11 protein-coding genes are annotated in these 21,434 nt (G+C 67.9%); 6 read left to right on the top strand and 5 right to left on the bottom strand.

The features are described from left to right. Positions 1-26: 26 nt before the first annotated feature. Positions 27-1,607, bottom strand: coding sequence for a ShlB/FhaC/HecB family hemolysin secretion/activation protein (locus tag A6745_RS00285; RefSeq protein WP_066122170.1), 1,581 nt, complete (start codon positions 1,605-1,607; stop codon positions 27-29). A 707-nt stretch (positions 1,608-2,314) separates the two neighbouring features. After that, positions 2,315-2,929 (bottom strand): DUF938 domain-containing protein, encoded by a 615-nt coding sequence (locus A6745_RS00280; RefSeq protein ID WP_066123621.1) that lies wholly within the window; start codon positions 2,927-2,929, stop codon positions 2,315-2,317. A gap of 350 nt (positions 2,930-3,279) precedes the next feature. Here A6745_RS00280 and A6745_RS00275 point away from each other — a divergent pair, with 350 nt between their 5' ends. The 4 genes from A6745_RS00275 to A6745_RS00260 all read left to right on the top strand — a co-directional run bounded on the left by A6745_RS00275 (position 3,280) and on the right by A6745_RS00260 (position 15,448). Further along, entirely contained in the window at positions 3,280-3,687 is a 408-nt protein-coding gene (locus A6745_RS00275) for a Zn-ribbon domain-containing OB-fold protein (RefSeq protein ID WP_066122167.1), read from the top strand. Then, positions 3,684-4,856 carry a thiolase gene (locus tag A6745_RS00270; protein ID WP_066122165.1) on the top strand — a complete coding sequence of 391 codons (1,173 nt, stop codon included), beginning with the start codon at positions 3,684-3,686 and terminating at the stop codon, positions 4,854-4,856. Before A6745_RS00275 ends, A6745_RS00270 begins: the two co-directional genes overlap by 4 nt. A 350-nt stretch (positions 4,857-5,206) precedes the next feature. Then, entirely contained in the window at positions 5,207-6,964 is a 1,758-nt protein-coding gene (locus A6745_RS00265; protein WP_066123616.1) for a ShlB/FhaC/HecB family hemolysin secretion/activation protein, read from the top strand. Positions 6,965-7,048: 84 nt separating this feature from the next. Continuing rightward, positions 7,049-15,448: an MBG domain-containing protein gene (locus tag A6745_RS00260; protein ID WP_197488065.1), complete on the top strand. Its 8,400-nt coding sequence runs from the start codon at positions 7,049-7,051 to the stop codon at positions 15,446-15,448. Between the two features lie 69 nt (positions 15,449-15,517). On the opposite strand, the gene A6745_RS00255 is transcribed toward A6745_RS00260, so the two are convergent. The 3 genes from A6745_RS00255 to A6745_RS00245 all read right to left on the bottom strand — a co-directional run bounded on the left by A6745_RS00255 (position 15,518) and on the right by A6745_RS00245 (position 19,347). After that, on the bottom strand, positions 15,518-15,907 hold the full coding sequence (locus A6745_RS00255; RefSeq protein WP_066122160.1) for a hypothetical protein: 390 nt from the start codon (positions 15,905-15,907) through the stop codon (positions 15,518-15,520). A 131-nt stretch (positions 15,908-16,038) separates the two neighbouring features. Next, positions 16,039-17,019, bottom strand: coding sequence for a Bug family tripartite tricarboxylate transporter substrate binding protein (locus A6745_RS00250; protein WP_066122157.1), 981 nt, complete (start codon positions 17,017-17,019; stop codon positions 16,039-16,041). A 117-nt stretch (positions 17,020-17,136) separates the two neighbouring features. After that, positions 17,137-19,347, bottom strand: a complete 2,211-nt coding sequence (locus A6745_RS00245) for a putative bifunctional diguanylate cyclase/phosphodiesterase (RefSeq protein WP_066122150.1) — start codon at positions 19,345-19,347, stop codon at positions 17,137-17,139. 285 nt (positions 19,348-19,632) lie between these two features. Here A6745_RS00245 and A6745_RS00240 point away from each other — a divergent pair, with 285 nt between their 5' ends. Together A6745_RS00240 and ppk2 are read left to right on the top strand one after the other, a co-directional pair. Then, positions 19,633-20,055 (top strand): HIT family protein, encoded by a 423-nt coding sequence (locus tag A6745_RS00240; protein ID WP_066122147.1) that lies wholly within the window; start codon positions 19,633-19,635, stop codon positions 20,053-20,055. A gap of 231 nt (positions 20,056-20,286) precedes the next feature. Further along, positions 20,287-21,198, top strand: a complete 912-nt coding sequence (gene ppk2, locus A6745_RS00235; protein ID WP_066123612.1) for a polyphosphate kinase 2 — start codon at positions 20,287-20,289, stop codon at positions 21,196-21,198. The last annotated feature ends 236 nt before the right edge of the window (positions 21,199-21,434 follow it).

Here is a 21,434-nt window from a genome sequence, read left to right as displayed (position 1 = left end):
ATGAGGCGCGGTGTCGCTGTCGTTGATCAGAAGCGGTAGCGCGCTTGCGCGTACACGGCTTCGCCCTTGCCATCTTGGTCGCCGATCGGCGTCGTCACTTCCAGGCGCAGTTCCAGTGCATCGATGGGCAGCGCCTGCACGCCGAGGGTGGCGCCCGTCAGGTGCGCGTTCGAATCCTGGTTGATGAACGGCGTGCGGATGAAGATCCGGCCGTGGTCCACGCGCGCGAAGGCCTGGTAGCGGCTGTTATCGGGCAGCACCTGGAAGCGGGCTTCCAGGCTGGCCGTGTAGCCGCTGTCGCCGGCGTAGTACGAAGGCATGTAGCCGGCCACCGAGGACACGCCGCCGATGGTCCATTGCTCGGCCGACACCAGCGGGGCGGTCGAGTACTGGCCCGACAGGCGCGGCGTCAGCGTCCAGCGCGAGGCGATGCGCTCGATGCGCGCCACGTCGAACGTGAACTTGGTGAACTTGTTGTCGCCGCCCGAATACGCACGGCTGGACAGGGGGCTGTTGTCATCCATGCCGCCCAGCGCGTCGCCCAGGCCGTAATGCATCTGGATCTGCGCCAGCGTGCGGCCGGACAGGCCGGTGTCGTCGAACGTCAGGCCGAAGCGCAGCTTGCGGATCTCGTCCTTCGAGGTCGTGGTCGACAGCATCTTCTGTTCGAGGTCCGAGCTTTCGAACCAGGCTTCCGCCGTGTAGATGCGGCGGGCCGATCGCACGAAATCATGGCTGACGCCCAGGCCCCAGCCCGAGTTGTCGCCCTTGATGTCCAGGACCTGGTATTCCTTCCCGACGTTGACGTTGCCCTTGGAGTAGTAGCCCATCACCTTGGTGCCGAGCGCGTTCACGGGCAGGGAGTACATCAACGAGCCGTACTTCAGGTCGCCGGCGCCCAGGGACTTCATGCCCACGAAGCCCAGCTCGTCGCCGCGGCCCGTCAGGTCTTCGAAGTTCACGCGCGGAATCAGGCGCCACTGCCCGGTGTTCTCGCTGCCGTAGTTGTTCACCTCGACCATGCCGGTGATGCGCTTGGCTTCGGTCACGTCCACGAACAGGTCGGTCGAGCCGGCCTGCGTGCCGGGTTGCAGGCGCGACGTCACGGTGATGCCCGACAGGCGGTTCAGGCGCGTCAGCGCGCGCTCGATCTGCTCCAGCGAGAACGGCTGGCCCTGCACCACGCCTTCGGCCGCCAGGGCGCGTTCGACGCGGTAGGACGGGAAACGCGGGTTGTTCTGGACCGTGATGTTGCCGAGCCAGCCTTCCAGCACCGTCAGTTGCAGGGCGCGGTTGTTGCCGAACTCCTGCTGCGGCACCACCACCTTGACCAGCGTGTAGCCCTGGGCGTGGTAGTGGGCTTCGATCTTGGCGGCCAGGCCGCGCATGCCTTCGAGCGTCAGCGGGTGCCCGATGTCGTTGGCGATGATGGCGCTGAGCTGGTCGCTGGTGTAGGCCTTGTTGCCTGAGAAGGTGACGCTGCTGACCATGACGCTGGCCTGGGCAGCATTGGCTTGGGTCTGGGCAGCGGCGGCGAGGGTGGCCAAGGCGAAGGAAACGCCGAGGGCGCAGCTGGCCAGCCGGACGGAGAGTTGCTTGGTGGACATAAAACCCTGTTGTGACTACGACACTGAATCGATGGCGCGCAAAGACCCGGCCAGGCGGCCAAGCGAAGGCCGCTGGAGGGGGTAAGCGCAGTGGGATTGAAAAAAGGGGCCAGAGCCCGGCGTGCGGACTTTGTCTACGGAAGGAGTCGGCTCCTTTTCCTGCTGGAAGAGTGGGCCGGACCGTAGGGGATCAGCGGTGAAACAAGAAAGCTCACGATTGCGCACATATCTGCGTCCAGCAGGAGAAGCCAAAGCTGGGCTTGCTGCCGGTTTCGTTGCAAGGAAAGGACACCAAATACAACAAAACGTGTCTTAAATATGTTCGCACATCTATGACGGTTCACACAACAGGATACTTCAAATGTTTTTAGATATAAAAAATATTTCTACGTAAAAGCGATTTTTATCGGTTTATTTCGCTTTTTTGCAGGGAAAAATGCCGGAAGATCGGTAACCAGACAGTGCGTCTGTTGCTCGGTGACAACGTGTGGTTACATCTTTGTAGGTCGTGTGACAGCCAGCGAGCGCATGGTGTTTTTCAGGGACGGGTTGCCGGTGGCAAACCGGAATCGGCGTGGCGAACGGCGGCGCGCAAGGCCGCCAGGCCTGGCCGATGCCCCTCTGGCCGGTGGCCGGGAGGGAGGGAAGCATTCGGGATGTATTCGCGCCGGGGCGCTATCGCCGTGCGCGCCTCGGCAGGCCGGCGGTCAGCCGGCCGTGAAGATCACGCTCAGGTTGTTCGCCGGCATGTCGATCACGGGGCCGGCGGCCAGGCCGCGCCTTGCGGCCTCGGCTTGGACGTCCTCGAGGTTCCGGACGCCGAAGGCCGGATCGCGTTGCTTGAGCCACTGGTCGAAGGCTTCGTTGCTGGGGGCGGTGTGCAAGCCGCCACGGCGATACGGGCCGTACAGGTACAGCACGCCGCCTGGGCGCAGCAGGCGGGCCGCGCCGTCCAGCAAGGCGGGCGTGGTGTCCCAGGCCGAATAGTGGATGACGTTGCAGCAGACGATGGCGTCCACGGACGTCACGCCCCAGTCCGTTGTCTGCACGTCGATCACCCGCGGCGGTTCGACGTTGCCCGCGCCGGCGTGGTCGATCCAGGCCTGGATCGACGGCAGCATTTCCGCGTTGCCTTCGCTGGGCAGCCACGTCCAGCCCGGCTGGGCCTGCGCGAAGAACACCGCGTGTTCGCCCGTGCCGCTGCCGATCTCCAGCACCCGGCCCGAGGCGGGCAGGGTCCGTTGCAGGACGTCGAGGATGGGCTGGCGGTTGCGTTCGGTGGCGGGGGCGTAGCGGCGCAGGTCGGGATCGGGATTCGGCACGTTGGGCGGCAAAGCGGAAGCGATACGCGATGGTAGCAGGGGCGCCGATGCCGCCTGTTGCATGTGCGAGGCTGGGTGGCATTTCGAGGCGCTGGAGTGCCGACTGCACGCCGAGGCCCACGCCGGGATGCGCGGCCAGATAGTCGCGCACCCGCGGCGGCAGGTAATCCGTGACTTGGGCCAAGCCATGGGCTGCGGGCGGCAATGGAATGACCGCCGCCCGGTCGTTCCAAGAAAGCCCCGGCGCCCAGTGTTAAGCCCCGCAAAACCCGGCCTAAGCAAAACAAGATTGCGGCCTGCTTGCCCTGCACCGCACAATCGATCCACGGTCACAAGAGGAGATGCAAGCCATGTCGCAGAAGCCGGGTACGCCCCAGGGCAGCCAGCCCGCCGGCCCCGAAAAGCACTATCACGACCTGTTGTCGCAGGGCCGGTTCCAGATCCAGCGCTGCCATGCCTGCAAGCAGGCCGTGTTCTATCCGCGCGCCATCTGCCCGCACTGCGGCGATCCCAGGCTGGACTGGTTCACGCCCTCGGGCAAGGGCACGGTCTATTCCACCACCGTGGTGCGCCGCCGCGCCGAACATGGCGGCGACTACAACGTCGCGCTGGTCGACCTGGCCGAAGGCCCCCGCATGATGTCCCGCGTGGACGGCATCGCGCCCGAGGCCGTGAAGATCGGCATGGCGGTACAGGTGCGGCTTATCGATACGCCCGATGGCAAGCTCGTGGTGTTCCAACAGGAGGGCCGGGCATGATCGATCCCAAATTGCGCGGCGCCACCGCCATCGTGGGCGTGGGCCATGCCGGCCTGGGCGAGGCCCATGGCTACACCGAAATGGAGATCCTGGTGCAGGCGGCGCAACGCGCCGTCGCCGACGCCGGCCTCACCATGCGCGACATCGACGGCATCGCCACCGCCAGCGTGGCCTCGACCATGTGGGTCATGCCCGTCATCGAGCACCTGGGCATCCGCCCCACCTTCATGGACAGCACCATGATCGGCGGCTCCAGCTTCGTGGCGCATCTCATGCCCGCGTTGCAGGCGCTGGCCAGCGGGCAGTGCAACGCGGTGCTGGTCTGCTACGGCAGCACGCAGCGCACGTCCACGCTGAACCGCGCCGAGATCGGCGCCGCGCGCCGCAAGCTCGACCCGCAGCCGTACGAAACGCCGTACAACCCCCTCAGCCCGCTCAGTTCCTACGCCATGGCGGCGGCGCGGCACATGCATCAGTACGGCACCCGGCGGGAGCACCTGGCCGAGGTGGCCGTGGCCGCGCGCAAGTGGGCGCAGCTCAACCCCGAAGCCATGATGCGCGATCCGCTATCCATCGACGACGTGCTGTCCGCCCGCATGGTGTCCGATCCGCTGACCGTGCGCGACAGTTGCCTGGTCACCGATGGCGCAGGCGCTTACGTGCTGGTGCGCGCCGACCGCGCGCGCGACCTGCCCAACAAGCCGGTCTACGTGCTGGGCAGTTCCACCGCCTGCTGGAACCGCCAGATCTCGTCCATGGACGACCTGACGGTCACGGCCGCCGCGCAGTCCGGCCCCATCGCCTTCGGCATGGCCGGCCTGAAACCGGCCGACATCGACGTGCTGGAGCTCTACGACGCCTTCACCATCAATCCCATTCTGTTCCTCGAAGACCTGGGTTTCTGCAAGAAGGGCGAGGGCGGGCCGTTCGTGTCCGATGGCGCGCTGGCCCCGGGCGGGCGGCTGGCGGTCAATACCAACGGCGGCGGGCTGTCGTGCACGCATCCAGGCATGTACGGCATGTTCATCACCATCGAGGCCGTGCGGCAACTGCGCGGCGAAGCCGGCGAGCGGCAGGTCAAGGGGGCGAAGACGGCGCTGGTGCATGGCAACGGCGGCACCTTGTCCAGCCAGTCCACCGCCATTCTGGGTACGGCCGAGACTTTGTAACCCGGGGCCGATAAGCAAGGGTTTCTACTAGGTTTTTACCTGTCAGGATGGAAACATCCTCTGTTGCCACGCGTTATTTCGATAATGCGTGGCATTTTTTTCTGAACTTTACATTTCTTTTGGAACTTGATGCCTGTGAGCAGTTACTGACGCCCGATCACAGGAAGGGGTTCGCCCCGAGCCGTGTTTCCTTCCGTCTGGCTGGCGGCCTCCAGGAACGGCGCCGGATGCGCCGCCACGGCCTGACCGGTGGCGGCGGGCAGCCCTTCGCAATAAAGACCGTGGTCGAGGGGCCCCAGCCGTCGAACCGGGGCACTCCACGTACAAGCATCATCGAGATGAAGAAAACCATGCATACAGCAGTCTGGCGTCGTTCGCGCCTCCTGGCGGTCGCGTTGGCCGCGGCGTTCCCCTTGCAGGCGGTCTGGGCCCAGGCCGCCATCGAACGCCACGAGCCCGAAGTGCCGCGCCAGGCGCCCGCGCCGCTGCGCATCGACGAGCAGGATTATGGCCGCGCCGACGACACGCCGCTGGGCGTGGACCTGGCCGGCGTGCACCTGATCGGCAAGGATGCGCCGGTGGCGCAGCAGCCCGCGGCCGGCATCACGGGCGTGCCCGCCAATGCCGATGCCGCGCGGATGCGGGCCGCGTTGTCCCCATTCGTGGGCCAGCCTTTGTCGCTGTCCCTGGCCGGCCAGATCCAGGCCGCCATCGCCAAGGTGTACCGCGACAGCGGCTATCCCTTCGTCTCGGTGACCTTGCCGCCCCAGGAATTGACGGGCGGCGTGCTGCAGGTGCGCATCATCGAGTTCAACATGGGCCGGGTGTCGGTGGCCGGTGGCGATCCGGCCGAAGCCGCGCTGGTGCGGCGCGGCTTGCGCGTGTCGCCCGGCGGCCGCATCGACGCGGGCGCCTTGCAGGAAGACCTGGACTGGCTGAACCGCACGCCGTACCGCCGCGCCGAGGGCGTGTTCCAGCCGGGCGAGCAGACCGCGCTGAGCGACCTGGGCGTGAACCTGACCACGGGCAAGTCGTGGCAGGTGTTCGCGGGCTGGGCCAACAATGGCTCCGAAAGCACGGGCAAGGACCGCTACTCGCTGGGCGCCAATGCGTGGTTTCCCAGCCTGAACGGCACCATCGTGTCGTACCAGCTGACCACCAGCGACAACGCCTGGAGCCAGGGCCGCATGACCCTGGAAGGCGGCGAGTATCCCAAATACCTGAGCCACGCCGCGCGCATCATCATCCCGACCGCGCCGCGCCAGCAACTGGAAATCGCGCCGGGCTTCGTGGCCACGCGCGAGCGCGCCAACGAGTTCTTCGCCTTCGAAAGCCGGGCCTTCGAGCTGCCGGTGATCTATCGCTCGGCCATTTCCAACATCCTGCCCGGGCATTACTGGGGCGACATCTACGGCGGCTTCGAGTTCAAGTCGCTGTCTCGTACGGCGTATTTCGACGATATCAACGTCGGCAGCGGCAGCGCCAAGCTGTTCCAGTTCGTGCTGGGCTGGAACCGCGACCTCACCGACGACTACGGCCGCACCTCGATCGATGCGCGCCTGAAGTACAACCCGGGCGGCATCGCGTCGGACAACGACGCGCGCACCTGGAGCAGCTTCACCAACGGCCGCATCGACGACGTCACCTATGCGTACCCGGCGCTGGACCTGACGCGTGTGACCACGCTGCCCCATGGCCTGAACTGGGTCAGCAGCTTCTCGGGCGTGCTGGCCAGCCAATCGTTGCCGGACACCGAGCGGATGTCGCTGGGCGGCTTGTACGCGGTGCGCGGGTATAACTTCGATGACGTCAGCGTGGACAGCGGTTTCGTGTGGCGCAACGAACTGCGCCTGCCGGGCGTGCCGGTGTTGTCGCGGACCACGGGCGTGGCCGATGGCGTGTCGCCGTTCGTGTTCTTCGATCTGGGTTCGGGCAAGGACCGGTTCACCAGGCGGCGCACGACGCTCAGCGGCGTGGGCGCGGGGCTGGACTACGACCTGGCGCGCTACCTGTCGACGGGCGTCACGTTCGGCTATGCGCTGCGCGATGCCGGGCTGACGCAGTCCGGCGACTGGAACGTCCAGGCGCGGGTGACGTTGCGCTATTGACGTATTGCCCGGCAGGCGCCGCGCCGCGCCGCGGGTTCATCGAGACAACAAGCAGGCTGAAGCAGCATCTCCAGAGGAATGGCAATGGCTATCCAGGCACACAAGACCGCAATTCGTCGCACGTCCATCAACCGTCTTGCTTCGGCACGCCCTGGACATCGGCCATTCACGTTGACGCTGGGCGCCGTGCTGGTGGCCAGCGCCTTCCTGCCGCAGACGGCCACGGCCGCGGGGCCGGCCCTGCCGACGGGCGGCCAGTTCGCGGGCGGCAACGGCACGATCAGCCAGTCGGGCAACACGCTGACGGTGAATCAGGCGTCGAACCGGGCCATCATCAACTGGAACGGGTTTTCGGTGGGCGAGGCGGCGGCCGCCCGTTTCAACAACGGCAACGGCGCCACGCTGAACCGCGTCACGGGCAATACGGCCAGCCGTATCGACGGCAATCTGTCGGCGTCCGGCAGCGTATACCTGGTCAACCCCTCGGGCGTGGTCGTGGGTCCCAAGGGCACGGTCAACACGGGCGGCACGTTCGCCGCCTCCACGCACGACGTGGGCAACCAGCAGTTCATGCAAGGCGGCGACCTGACCTTCAAGGGCGGCAGCCAGGCGCAGGTGATCAACGCGGGCACGATCCGTTCGGCGCAGGGCGACGTGGCGCTGATCGCGCGGCGGGTGGAGAACAGCGGCACCATCGAAGCGCCGAATGGCACGGTGGCGCTGGCCGCGGGCTATGAAGTGCTGATGCGCGACGCGGCCGATGCGGACGGCAAGCTGTCGGTGAAGATCGGCGGCGGCGATACCGAGGCGTTGAACAGCGGGGCGATCCGCGCCGCGCAGGCCGAACTGCGCGCCAACGGCGGCAACGTGTACGCGCTGGCCGGCAATACGCAGGGGGTCATCAAGGCCACGGGCACGGCGTCCAAGGGCGGGCGCATCTTCCTGACTGCGGGCGATACGGGCACGGTGCAGTCCACCGGCACGCTGGAGGCGCGCCACGCCAGCCAGGGCGGCACGGTCACCGTCACGGGCGGCAATGTCGAGGTGGCGGGCACGATCGATGCGTCGGCGACGGCGGCGGGCGGGCAGGGCGGCCAGGTGGTCGCCATCGCCGGGAATGCGGCGAAGTTCTCGGGCACGATCAAGGCCGAGGGCGGGCAGGGCGGCAAGGGAGGCTTTGTCGAGACCTCGGGCAAGAAGCACATCGAGATCAAGGATTCCACTCGCGTGTCCACGCAGGCCCAGGGTGGGCAAACAGGCCGATGGCTGGTCGATCCGGACGACCTTGTCGTCGACGACATCGCCAACGGCGGCAACGTGTCTGCCGACACCATCATGGCCAGCCTGGCGCAGACCAACTTCGAACTGGTCACCGGCAACGGCTCCTCGGGCAATGGCGACATCACCGTCAGGCAGGCAATCTCCTGGGACAGCGGCAACACGTTGTCGTTGCTGGCGGCGCGCAACATCGCGATCAACGCCGCCATCACGGGCCGCAATGGCGGCCTGACCTTGACGCCAGCGGCGGCGGGCCAGATCACCACCAGCGCGGCCGGCGCCATCGACGTCGGCACGTTCTCGCTGACGCAAGGCATCTGGAACCAGATCGGCGGCACGCTGCCGGCTTTCTCGGCGCGCGATTTCCGGGTGGCCGATGGGGCCAGCTTCGTACGCCTGCTGGGCGGCGACGGCGCGTCGGGCACCCCCTGGCTGATCGGCGACGTGTATGGCTTGCAGGGCCTGCGCAGGCTCTCGGTGCCGGGCGGCCCCAACGGCTCCCAGGCATTTGCGCTGGCCAATGACATCGACGCCTCCGGCACCCGCCTGTGGAACGGCGGCAAGGGGTTCCTGACGATCCAAGGCTTCGGCGGGGTGTTCGACGGCACGGGCCACGTCGTCGACGGCTTGACCATCAACCGCCCCGACGAGACCTATCAGGGCCTGTTCGAACAGGGCGGCCTCGGTGCGGTCTTCCGCAACGTCGGCCTGACCAACGTCTCCATCACCGGCAACCATGTCGGCGGGGCGCTGGCCGCGCGGCTCAGCGGCGGCTCGGTCACCAACGTCTACGTCACAGGTTCCGTCGCGGGTCAGGACACGACCGGCGGGCTGGTGGGGTTGGCGGATCAGGTCACCTTCCAGAACGTCACCTCCAGCGCGGCGGTGTCCGGCCAGGTCGAGGTCGGCGGGCTGGTCGGGCGCATGCGCGCGGGCCTCATGTCCGGCGCCTATGCCACCGGCAACGTGTCCGGCAGCCAGGGCGTGGGGGGGCTGATCGGGTACAGCGGGCTCGGCTACGGCAATCCCATCCAGGGCGGGACGCTGAGCAACGTGTATGCCTCGGGCGCGGTGTCGGGCATCTTGGACGTCGGCGGCCTGATCGGCTATGCCGGCCAGAATACCTCGGCGTCGAATGCCTACTGGGACGTCGACAGCACCGGCTACACCGTGGCTGCCGGATCGGGCTTTTCGGTATCCGCCACGGGGCTCGGCAGCACCAGCGCCTACGCCCAGTCGAGCTATGCCGGCTTCGACTTCGGCACGACGTGGTTCATGATCGACGGTTCGACGCGGCCCATGCTGCGCAGCGAATATTCGACCACGCTGCGCACGGCGCACCAGGTGCAGTTGATGGCGATGGACCTGGGGGGGGCCTACACGTTGGGCAACGACATCGACATGTCGGCCACGCGCCTGCTGTCCGACGTGTGGCGCACCGACCTGGGTTTCGTGTCGATCGCGGGCGTGTTGGGACAACGCTTCACTGGCTCGCTGGACGGCGGCGGCCATGTCATCGATGGCCTGTACATCCGCAGCGTGGGCAATGTGGGTGCCGGCTTGATCGGCCAGGGCGACAGCGCGACGGTGCGCGCCCTGAGCCTGGCCAACGTTTCCATCGATGGCGGGGGCGCCACCAACGTCGGCGCGGTCATGGGGCTGCAAAACGGGGGGCTGGTCGAGGACGTCGACGTGACGGGGTCGGTGACGGGCGGCATCAACACGGGTGGCGCCGTCGGGTATCTCGATCTCGGCGGCAATGTGACGAATTCGCGCTCGGCCGCAACCGTTGCCAACACGGCGGGAACCAGCGGTGTGGCGGGCGGGCTGGTCGGCACGCTGAACGACGGCACGATACAGGGTTCGTTCGCATCGGGCGACGTGTCCTCGACGAATTATGCGGGTGGACTGGCCGGACATGTGTTCGGCACGGTCGTTGCAAGCGGCGCGACCGGCGCGGTCAGCGGCGAGACTGCCGGCGGACTGGCGGGAGATGTCACGGGCACGGTCCTGCGGAGCTACGCCACGGGTTCGGTCACCGCCACCGAGGTTGGCGGCGGCTTGGCCGGCATTCTGGCCGCCGGTGGCCTGATCGGCGACGCCTATGCGATGGGCGCGGTCTCCGGCGGTGCGATCGCCGGTGGGCTGGTCGGTCTGTCGGCCGGGAACATCGTGAATACGTATGCCACGGGGTATCTCTCTGGCGCCGGCGTCAAGGGGGGGCTGGTGGCAAGCGCCTCCCAGGGAACCGGCTCCATCCTGTCGTCGTACTGGAACTTCCAGACCACGGGTCTGAACAGTACATCGGGCGGCGGCACGGCGATGACCACGGCGCAGTTGCAGGGCACGTTGCCGCCCGGCTTCGACCCGCAAACCTGGAGCACGGGCGCCGGGCTGTATCCCTATCTGCAATGGCAGTTTGCCTCGGGCGAAACGCCCAAGGCCGTCAGCGGCACCGTGACCACGGCCGGCGGGGCGGCGGCCGGCGCGGGGGGCAGCGTGATCGTGGCGTCGCAGGGCGCGCAGGCGGGCCAGGGCTCGATCGGCGCCAACGGCTATTTCTATGCCTTGACGGCCCCGGATGCCGTGGACGACAACGTCCTGGCCTATCTGCACGGCATGCCGCAGAAGGGCGCGACGTTCAACGACCAGGGCATCACCAGCGGCCTGGCGCTGCGCACCGGCGAACTGGGCATCACGACGTCGGCCAGCAGCGTGTCGGCCACCATGGCCGCCCTGTCGGGCGCGATGGGGGACCTCGCGTCCGGCACCGACCTGGACTTCATCGGGCCCCTGGGCGGCAGCGTGCTGTCGACCAGCCAGGGTGTGGGCCTGGATCTTCAGGCTGGCGCCTCCGCGTATCTGCTGAATGGCGATATCACTGCCTCGGGCGCCTTGTCGGTGGCCACCTCCGGCCTGTTCGGCGTCAGCGGAGACATCACGCTGACCGGCGCGCAGGGGCTGGTGCTCAGCGGCAACGCGAGCTGGGCCGATGCCTCGTCGCTATCGCTGGTCGCCCCGCAGGGCCTGACGCTGGCGGGCTCGATCGACGCCGAGGACGGCGCCTTCAGTATCGACGCGGGACAGGACATCACGCTGACCGGCAACACCGCGATCGATGTCGACACCTACCGGCAAACCGGCGCGGGCGCCTGGCGCCAGGTGGGCAGCACGCTGCCCGCCTTCTACGCGCGCGATTTCCAGCTCGACGTCGCGTCGGGCGCGCGTTTCCTGCGCGCGCAGGGCGGTACGGGCGCCGAGGCCACGCCGTATCGGATCTTCGACGTCTATGGCCTGCAGGGCATCGTGGCAGGGGGCGGGTACTACGCGCTGGCGGGTGACATCGACGCCAGCGGCACGGCGTACTGGAACAGCGGCGCGGGCTTCGTGCCCATCCAGGCCTTCGACGGCTCGCTGGACGGGCAGGGCCACGCCATCGATGGCCTGAGCGTCACGGTCACCGGCCTGTCCCAGGCCGGCCTGTTCGCCAGCCTGTCGTCCGCGCAGATCCGCGACCTGACCCTGAGCAACGTCCAGATCACCGGCAGCACGACGACCGGTGCGCTGGCCGGGCTCATGGCTGGCGGCACGGTGGACAACGTCAGCGTGACGGGTACGGTGACGGGCAATGGCGGCACCGTTGGCGGGCTGGTGGGCATGGCACGCGAAGATGCCAGCATCTCGAATTCGCACGCCAGCGCCGATGTGTCCGGCGGCCTCATCGTGGGCGGGCTGGTGGGCCACGTCAACGGCGCGATCATCGACAACGCCTACGCCACGGGCGACGTGTCCGTTGTTGTCGGGCCGGCTCTGGGTGCTGGCGGGCTGGTCGGCTATCTGGAAGGCGGCAGCGTCTCGAATGTCCATGCCACGGGCACGGTCAGCACCAGCGCGGGCGTCGATGGGACGCTGGGTGGACTGGTCGGTTATGCCGTCCAAAGCGCCATCGCGGATGCTTACGCGACCGGCGATGTGACCGCCCAGGGCGATATGTTCGGCTACGGCGGCGGACTGGTGGGCACGCTGATCGAATCCACGATAGACCGGTCGTTCGCCACCGGCCAGGTATCCAGCAGCGCCAGCGGCGGCGCGCTTGCCGGCGGCCTGGCCGCGCTCATGCAAGGTCCGTCGGCGGTGCGGGGCAGCTACGCCTCCGGCGCCGTGTCGGTGCTTTCCGCCGCGGCCACCGATGCCGTGGCGGGCGGTCTGGTCGGCGCGATGATGGGGGGCACGATCAGCGATGCCTATGCCACCGGCGCGGTATCCAACGCGGCTGTGGCGTCGGGCGCCTACGCGGGCGGCCTGGCCGGCCTGCTGGCGGGCGGCTCCATCAGCAATTCCTACGCCACGGGCGCGGTATCGGGCGCGGCCCCGCAGCAGGGGGGATTGGCCGGCGGCATCGATGCCGCCGACCCGGCGACGCCGCCCACGGTCAGCGCGTCCTTCTGGCTGGACAACGGCAGCCAGGACAACGGCCTGGGCACGCGCCTGACCCTGGCGCAGTTCCAGGACCTCTCCACGTACGCCGATGCGGGCTGGGACATCGATGATGCGGGCGGCACGGGCAAGGCATGGCGCATCTACGGCGGCCATACCGGCCCGCTGCTGCGCAGCTTCCTGAAAAGCGTGACCGTGACGGCTGCCGATGCGTCCAAGACCTACGACGGCAACGCCTACCAGGGCGCCTTCGCCTATACCACCTCGGATGCCTTGGCGGTATTGCAAGGCAGCCTGGGCGAGGACCTGACGGGCGTCAATGCCGGTACGTATACGATTGCCAACGGGCTGTATTCGGGCCAGACGGGCTACGACATCGTGATGGTGGACGGCACGCTGACGATCAGCAAGCGCGGCATCACCGTCACGGCTGACGACGCCTCGCGCGTCTACGGCGATGCCGACCCGGCGTTCACCTACACCGTGGGCGGCGCGGGCCTGGTCGGCAGCGACACCTTGACGGGCGCATTGGCCAGCACGGCGAATGCGGCCAGCGATGTGGGCAATTACGGCATCACGATCGGCACGCTGGCCGCGTCGGACAATTACGACATCACCAGCTTCACGGGCGGCACGCTGACGGTGGGCAAGCGCGCCATCAGCATTGTGGCGAACGATCTGTCGCGCGATTATGGCGATGCCAATCCCGCGCTGACCTATACCGTGGGCGGGCTCGGCCTGGTCAATGGCGACGCCCTGTCCGGCGCGCTGGCCACGGCGGCGGGCGCGGCCAGCAACGTCGGCGCCTACGGCATCCTGCAGGGCACGCTGGCGGCCTCGGGCAACTACGACGTGACCGGCTTCACGGGCGGCACGCTGACCATCGGCAAGCGCGCCATCAGCATCACGGCCAACGATCTGTCGCGCGACTACGGCGATGCCAATCCGGCACTGACCTATACCGTGGGCGGGCGTGGCCTGGCCAATGGCGATGTGCTGTCCGGCGCGCTGGCCACGGCGGCAGGCGTCACCAGCAACGTCGGCGCCTATGGCATCCTGCAAGGCACGCTGGCGGCCTCGGGCAACTACGACGTCACGGGCTTTACCGGCGGCACGCTGACCATCGGCAAGCGCGCCATCAGCATCACGGCCAACGATCTGTCGCGCGACTACGGCGATGCCAATCCGGCACTGACCTATACCGTGGGCGGGCGTGGCCTGGCCAATGGCGATGTGCTGTCCGGTGCGCTGACCACGGCGGCAGGCGTCACCAGCAACGTCGGCGCCTACGGCATCCTGCAAGGCACGCTGGCGGCGTCGGGCAACTACGACGTCACGGGTTTCACCGGCGGCACGCTGACCGTGGGCAAGCGCGCCATCAGCATCGTTGCGAACGATCAGTCGCGCGATTATGGCGATGCCAATCCCGCGCTGACCTACACCGTGGGCGGCCGGGGCCTGGTCAATGGCGATGCCTTGAGCGGCGCGCTGTCCACGACGGCGGGCGTGACCAGCAATGTTGGCGTCCATGGCATTCTGCAAGGCACGCTGGCGGCGTCGGGCAACTACGACATCACGAGCTACACGGCCGGCGCGTTGAGCATCGCGCCGCGCGCCTTGGTCATCGATGCCGATGGGCAGACGCGCGTCTACGGGGATGTCAATCCGGCGCTGACCTACACGGTGGGCGGCAAGGGGCTGGTCAACGGCGATGCGCTCAGCGGTCAACTGGCCACGGCGGCGCAGCAAACCAGCGACGTGGCTAGCTACGGCATCACGCAAGGCACGCTGGCAGCCTCGCCGAACTATATGGTGACGTACAACGGCGCCGATCTGGTCATCACGCCGCGCACGATTTCGGTGACCGTTACGGCCGACGGCAAGGTGTACGACGCGACCCGGGCCGCGACCGGCAGCGTGGGCCTGGCAGGCGTGCTGTTCGGCGACGCGGTCACGGCCGACGGACGCTTCCTGTTCGCCGACGTCAACGCGGGCACGGGCAAGCGCGTGGACGTGTCCGACATCGTGCTGGCAGGCGGCAAGGCGGGCAACTATGTGCTGGCCTCCAACACGGCGGCCACCTCGGCGGACATCACGCCCCGCGTGCTGGTGGTGACGGCCAACGGCCTGAGCCGCCAGTACGGCGATGACAACCCGCTGTTGACGTACCTGTTGGGCGGCCAGGGGCTGGTGGGCGGGGACACGCTGGGCGGCGCCCTGGCCACCACGGCAACGGCGCGCAGCGATGTGGGCAGTTACGGCATCGCGCAAGGCACGCTGGCGGCATCTTCCAACTACGAGGTGCGCTACGTGGGCGCGAACCTGCTGGTGACGCCGCGCTCGCTGACGGTAACGGCCGATGACCAGAGCCGCATGACCGGACAGGTCGATCCGGCGCTGACCTGGACGGTCAGCGGCGGCAGCCTGGCCGCGTGGGACAGCCTGGCGCAGGTGGTCTCCGGCCAGTTGGCGCGCGAGCCCGGTGATGCGTTGGGCCGCTATGTCATCGGGCAAGGCAGCCTGGCGGCGTCCGCCAACTACGCGCTGGGCTTCGTGCCGGGCACCTTCACGATCGTGCCTGGCGGGCTGTCGCAGGTGCCGGCAGGGCTGTACCGCACGCCGTTCGAGGATGGTGGCCAGCCGCGCATCGCGGGGCAGGAGCCCGGCCCGCGGGAGCGCGACGACGGATGCGGAAATGGCGTGGCGGGCGGCGGCGTGCACCCGTGCAATCGGGCCTTGGGATCGTGGCTGCGCGTCAGCAGCCGATAGCTTGATCCTGCCGGTCGGGCACGACCCCTCGCAGGGCCCGTTTCGGGGCCTTGCGCGGAGCCGCCGCGCTCAGGCCGGCGCGTCCACCAGCAGCCTGGCCGCCAGCGGCCGCACGCGCCGGTCGACGAAGTATCCGCCGCCTTCCACATACCGCAGGAACACGCGCGTGCACATGGCGCATTCCCACACGTCGCTGCGGTTGGCCGGGAACCAGCGCGGTGCGATGGGCGCGCCGGGCGACCAGAAATGCGTGCCGGCCGGGTGGTATTCCTCGAACGTGGGTTCGTCGTAGGCGGACTCACGCAGCGTGCCGATCTGCCGCAGTTGGCTTTCGGGAAAGGACACCGGTTCGCTGGTCCAGGCGTCGGACAGCGAGGTCAGGCAGGCACAGGGCTGCGTGACGGCATCGGAGCGGGCCGCCAGTGCGGCGATGGCGGCGTGGTCGAGAAACGGCTGCATGCGGGTCCGGAGTAAGCGCGGGCCATGGCGGCGCACGCCATGTGACGGGCGATAGGCCGGCGAAGGCGCCGCAATGAAAAACGGCGAGCCGACTATGCGCCGTCTCGCCGCCATGCGTCAACCCGCGCGCGTCAATCGACCGTGGCGCCGGAGGCCTTGACGGCCGCGCCCCACTTCACGATGTCCTTGGCGATGAAGTCCTGGTATTGCTTGGGCGTCATCACCATGGGTTCCACGCCCAGGTCGGCCAGTTGCTTCTTCACGTCCGGCGACGCGAGCACGGCCTGCACTTCCTTGTTCATGCGCTGGGTCACGTCGGCAGGCAGGCCGGCGGGGCCCAGCAGGCCATACCAGGGCTGCGCGTCGAAGCCCGGGATGCCGCTCTCGGCCAGCGTGGGCACATCGGGCAGCGCGGCCGAGCGCTGGGCGCCGGTCACGGCCAGCACCTTCAGGTTGCCCGCCTTCACCTGCTGCATGATGGGCAGCGGATTCTCGAAAGCCAGCGGCACCTGGCCGCCCACCAGGTCGTTCAGCAACGGCCCCGAACCCTTGTAGGGAATGTGCTGGATCCTGGTCTTGGCGGCCACGTTGAACATCTCGCCGATGATGTGCTGGGGCGTGCCCGAGCCGGCCGAGCCGAACGACAGGTCGCCCGTCTTGCCCTTGGCGATGATGTCGTTCAGCGAGGTCAGGCCGGACTTGGCGTTGACGGCCACCACGAAGCTGGTCCGCGCCAGCGGCGAGACGGCCGTGAAGTCGCTCTCCGGCTTATAGTTCAGTTTGGAATACAGCGTGCCCGCGATCACGATGGGGCCGCTGGCCGCCAGCAGGAAGGTGTAGCCGTCCGGCTTGGCCTTGGCCACCAGGTCCGTGCCGATGTTGCCGCCAGCCCCGGCCTTGTTCTCGACGATGACGGTCTGGCCCAGCTTGTCGCGCAGGCGGCTGGCCAGCAGGCGCGCCAGGATGTCGGTGGTGCCGCCGGGGGCGTAGGGCGACACGATGGTGATCGGCCGGTCGGGCCACTTGTCTTGCGCGGCCTGCGCGGCGGGCAGGGCGGCGCAGGCGGACAGGGTGAACAGCGCGGCCAGGCGGCGCAGGGGGATACGGCTCATGGTGTCTCCTGATGTCATGGTGATAGTGCGTCCCCATGGTACCGAAGCCCAAGGCGCGCGACATCAGGCATTACCCGCCGCCAGCGCCCTGAAGCGGCTGGCGGCGTCGACCGGCATTCAGGCGCGCATTACGGCGGGCGCCGCGTCCTCCAGTCCGTACATCTGTGCGAATTGCGGCACGGGAATGGGGCGGCTGAACAGATAGCCTTGCCCCTCGGTGCATCCCGCGTGGCGCAGCGCATCGAGCTGCGCACGCGTCTCCACCCCTTCGGCGATGGCTTCCAGATGGAAGGTGCGGGCCATGTCCAGCACCGCACGGATCACCGACGCGTCCTGTTCCGATTCCAGCATGCCTTGCACGAACGTGCGGTCGATCTTGATGCGCGTCAGCGGAAAGCGCTTGAGCAGCGACAACGAGGCGTACCCCGTACCGAAATCGTCGAACGCAATGGATACGCCGTGTCGATGCAGCCGCCGCAGCGCCTCCAGCACCAGCTCGTCGTTGTCCAGCGCGATGTTCTCGGTGATCTCCAGTTCCAGCGCCTGGGGCGGCAGACCGTGGCGCGCCAGCACGCGGATCACTTCTTCCGCCAGGTCGCCCACGTGGAACTGCGCGCCGAACAGGTTGACGCCCACGCGGAAATCGGGCGCGCCGTCCGCGCGCCAACGCGCCGCCTGCGCGCACGCGTCGTCCAGCACCCAACTGCCCACGGTGGCGGCCAACGGGCCGCTTTCCAGCGCGGGCAGGAAGGCCGCGGGTTCGAGCAGGCCACGGCGGGGATGGCGCCAGCGCAGCAGCGCCTCGGCGCCGACCAGCGCGCCATCGGACAGCCGCACCTGCGGCTGGTAGAACATCACGAACTCGCCGTCGTTGACGGCCCGGTGCAGTTCCATGCCGTGCAGCCGGCGCGCGGTGGCCTCCATGCGCAGCGCCGGCACGAAGGCGTAGGCCTGGCCGCGCCCGATGTCCTTGGCCCGGGCGAGCGCCAGATCGGCATCGCCGATCAGCTCCAGCGCTTCCTGGGCTTGCAGCGGCGCCACGGCGACACCGCAACTGATGGCCGCGTTGATCTCGTCGTGGCCGGCGTCGATGCGCTTGCCGATCGCGGCCACGGCGGCATGCGCGATCGCCATCGCCTGGTCGCGCGTGTCGATGCCGGGCACCAGCAGCGCGAAGTCGTCGCTGCCCAGGCGCGCGGCCGTGGCGTCCGGCCCGCCGATGAACTGCAAACGGCGGCCGACTTCCCGCAGCACCGCGTCGCCCACGGCGTTGCCCAGGGTGTCGTTGATGTCCTTGAAGCCGTCCAGGTCGAGCATCAGCACCGTGGCGGCCAGCGGCTGCATCAGCGTCTCTTCGACGCGGCGGTAGAAGCACGCCCGGTTGGCCAGCCCGGTCAGCGCATCGGTATGGGCCAGGCGGCGCAGTTCTTCCTCCTCCTGCCGGCGTGCGCTGAGATCCTGCAGATGGGCATTGAACGTCAGGCGGTCACGCTCGCGCCAGCAGAACAGCGAGATCCCCAACTGGAAGGTGGTGCCGTCGCGGCGCAGGCCATGCAGGGAAGCGGGCATGGCCAGGTCGTCGACCGAACCCAGTTCCACCGCGCGGCGCACCAGTTCCCGGAACGCGGGGCGGTCGCGCTCGAGCAGCAGGCTGTCGACGCTGCGTCCCGCTCCGGCGGATTGGGCATGGCCATGCAGCGACGCTGCCGCCGAATTCCAGGACACGATGTTGCGCTGCTCGTCGAACCAGACCACGGCCGTGGACGAGTCCCTGGCATAGTCATCGAAGGGGCGGCGGGTCTGCTCGGCCGAGATTTCGATACGGCGCAGTTCCATGCGGTCGGCCGCCATGCGGGCCAGTTCGCGCAATCGTTCGCAATCCTCGGCGGTGAAATCGTGGTGAGGCCGTTCGTCGATGATGCACAGCGCACCCAGCGCATGTCCCGACGGGGAACGCAGCGGCGCGCCGGCGTAGAAGCGGATCTTGCCCAGCGCGGCCTCGGAGACGGCGCCGACGACCAGGGGGTTGTCGTGGAATCGCTCATCCTGCAGGGCGTCGGGCACCACCATGACCTCGTCCTGATTGATCGCGTGCGCGCAGAACGACACGTCGCGGCGCGGATCGAACCGTTCGATGCCGGTGGCGGCCGCCAAAAAAACGTGCTGGCTGCCGATGAGATTGACCGCCGCCACGGGCATGCCGAACATGCGGGCCGCGATTTGTACGACAGGGTCCAGGCTGGGTAGTGGACGATCACTGCTCAGGCCGTATTCCGCCAGCGCCTTCAATCGGGCGCTCTCTGATGCCGGGATCTCGGGGCACTTCATCTGGGCCTCCTCTGTATTCATCCGTGGGCGGTGAAATGGGGGTCAGGAGCCAGCTTTCGTACGCATCCTGCCAACCACGGATATGTCACGACAGTGACTTATAACATCCGGTAACAAAAGGTGGAAGCGGCAAACACTCGTTCAGCATGCCGTGTTCCCGGTGTGGCGTCCATCCCCAAATGGGGGACGCCGTGATGGCCGTGGCCGGCTTGCTACTATCGGGCCTTCGCGCGGTTGGCCCGCCGCGGGCGGCCTGCGATCCCCTAACATCCCCCAGGAGCAACCATGTCCGGCTACGACGACAGCAACATCTTCGCCAGAATCCTGCGCGGCGAAATCCCGTGCCACAAGGTCTACGAGGACGACAGCACGCTGGCCTTCATGGACATCATGCCGCGCACCGACGGCCACACGCTGGTGATCCCGAAGGCGCCGGCGCGCAACCTCTTCGACATCGCGCCCGAGCCGCTGTCCGACCTGATCGTGAAGACGCAGCGCATCGCCATCGCGGCGCGCGCGGCATTCCAGGCGGATGGCCTGACGCTGCAGCAATTCTCCGAGCCGGCGGGCGGGCAGGTGGTCTTCCACCTCCATTTCCACATCCTGCCGCGCTTCGAAGGCGTGGCGCTGCGCCCGCATACCGGCGAGATGGCGAACCCCGAACTGCTGGCCGGGCACGCGGCGAAGATCCGGGCGGCGCTGGGTTGATCGTTTTCCTGGCCGAAGCCTGCCCCTGATGGGCGGCATTCGCCGGCCTTTTCCGGCTGAAACGGCTGTCCGATCAAGCTCTGGCAGCCGTTTCACATAGGTGTCATCCGAACGACATAAATTGTGCGGACGCATCACGCCGCCGGCGGACGGACTGCCCGGTCCCCGCCGGTTTTCGCTGAGCCGGGCCGATGCGCCCCTGGCCCAGCCCTTACTTGCCTGATGGACATCATGAGCGACCGCGACACCCTCTCCGAACAGACCCGCCGCCTTTACGCAGAAATGATCGACAGCCTCGACGAAGAGCTGGAGATGGAAATGGACGACGAACGCCTGGACGCGATGGCGCCCAGCGATACGTCCGACGGCGACATCGACCGCCGCATCTACTTCCGCGAACTGCTGCGCCTGCAGGGCGAGCTGGTCAAGCTGCAGGACTGGGTCGTGCACAAGAAGCTGAAGATCGTCGTGCTGTTCGAGGGCCGCGACGCGGCGGGCAAGGGCGGCGCCATCAAGCGCATCACCCAGCGCCTGAACCCGCGCGTGTGCCGCGTGGCCGCGCTGCCCGCGCCCAACGACCGCGAGCGCACCCAGTGGTACTTCCAGCGCTACGTGTCGCACCTGCCGGCCGGCGGCGAAATGGTGCTGTTCGACCGCAGCTGGTACAACCGCGCCGGCGTCGAGCGCGTCATGGGCTTCTGCACTCCCGACGAGTACGAAGAGTTCTTCCGCAGCGTCACCGAGTTCGAGAAGATGCTGGTCCGCTCGGGCATCATCCTCATCAAGTACTGGTTCTCGATCAGCGACGAAGAGCAGAACCGCCGCTTCCTGGCCCGCGTGCACGATCCGCTGAAGCAGTGGAAGCTGTCGCCGATGGACCTGGAGTCGCGCCGCCGCTGGGAGGCCTACACCAAGGCCAAGGAAGAGATGATCGAGCGCTCGCACATCCCCGAGGCGCGCTGGTGGGTGGTCGAGGGCGTGGACAAGAAGCGCGCCCGCCTGAACTGCATCCAGCATCTGCTCGAACAGGTGCCCTACGGCGAGGTCGAGCATCCCAGCATCGTGCTGCCCGAGCGCGAGCATCACCCCGACTACATCCGTCACCCGCTGCCGGGCGACATGTTCGTGCCGTCGAAGTACTGATGGCACGCGGGATCGGCTGCCGGCCGATCCTTGCCACGGCGCCGTCCACGGGCGGCGCGTTGTCTTTCAGCCGCCGCCTGGGGGCCGGGCATTCGTCATCGCCTCCCGGATCGCGCAGGAAACCGGATACGCCTCGATACGCCTTGGCGGCGTCCCTGGCGGTACTCTGTTCCATCATCAGGACGCGCGACGTCCGTCATCATGCTCTGCCGTTCCTCGCGCGCCGTTCATCGACG

The sequence above is a fragment of the Bordetella ansorpii genome, from assembly GCF_900078705.1.
GTDB classification, from domain to species: Bacteria; Pseudomonadota; Gammaproteobacteria; order Burkholderiales; family Burkholderiaceae_B; genus Bordetella; species Bordetella ansorpii_A.
This window is presented reverse-complemented; position numbering and strand designations above follow the sequence as displayed.

Coding starts and splice junctions, on each gene's coding strand:
- A6745_RS00285 (WP_066122170.1), bottom strand. CDS start 1,607: ATGTCCACCAAGCAACTCTCCGTCCGGCTGGCCAGCTGCGCCCTCGGC.
- A6745_RS00275 (WP_066122167.1), top strand. CDS start 3,280: ATGTCGCAGAAGCCGGGTACGCCCCAGGGCAGCCAGCCCGCCGGCCCC.
- A6745_RS00270 (WP_066122165.1), top strand. CDS start 3,684: ATGATCGATCCCAAATTGCGCGGCGCCACCGCCATCGTGGGCGTGGGC.
- A6745_RS00265 (WP_066123616.1), top strand. CDS start 5,207: ATGCATACAGCAGTCTGGCGTCGTTCGCGCCTCCTGGCGGTCGCGTTG.
- A6745_RS00260 (WP_197488065.1), top strand. CDS start 7,049: ATGGCTATCCAGGCACACAAGACCGCAATTCGTCGCACGTCCATCAAC.
- A6745_RS00255 (WP_066122160.1), bottom strand. CDS start 15,907: ATGCAGCCGTTTCTCGACCACGCCGCCATCGCCGCACTGGCGGCCCGC.
- A6745_RS00250 (WP_066122157.1), bottom strand. CDS start 17,019: ATGAGCCGTATCCCCCTGCGCCGCCTGGCCGCGCTGTTCACCCTGTCC.
- A6745_RS00245 (WP_066122150.1), bottom strand. CDS start 19,347: ATGAAGTGCCCCGAGATCCCGGCATCAGAGAGCGCCCGATTGAAGGCG.
- A6745_RS00240 (WP_066122147.1), top strand. CDS start 19,633: ATGTCCGGCTACGACGACAGCAACATCTTCGCCAGAATCCTGCGCGGC.
- ppk2 (WP_066123612.1), top strand. CDS start 20,287: ATGAGCGACCGCGACACCCTCTCCGAACAGACCCGCCGCCTTTACGCA.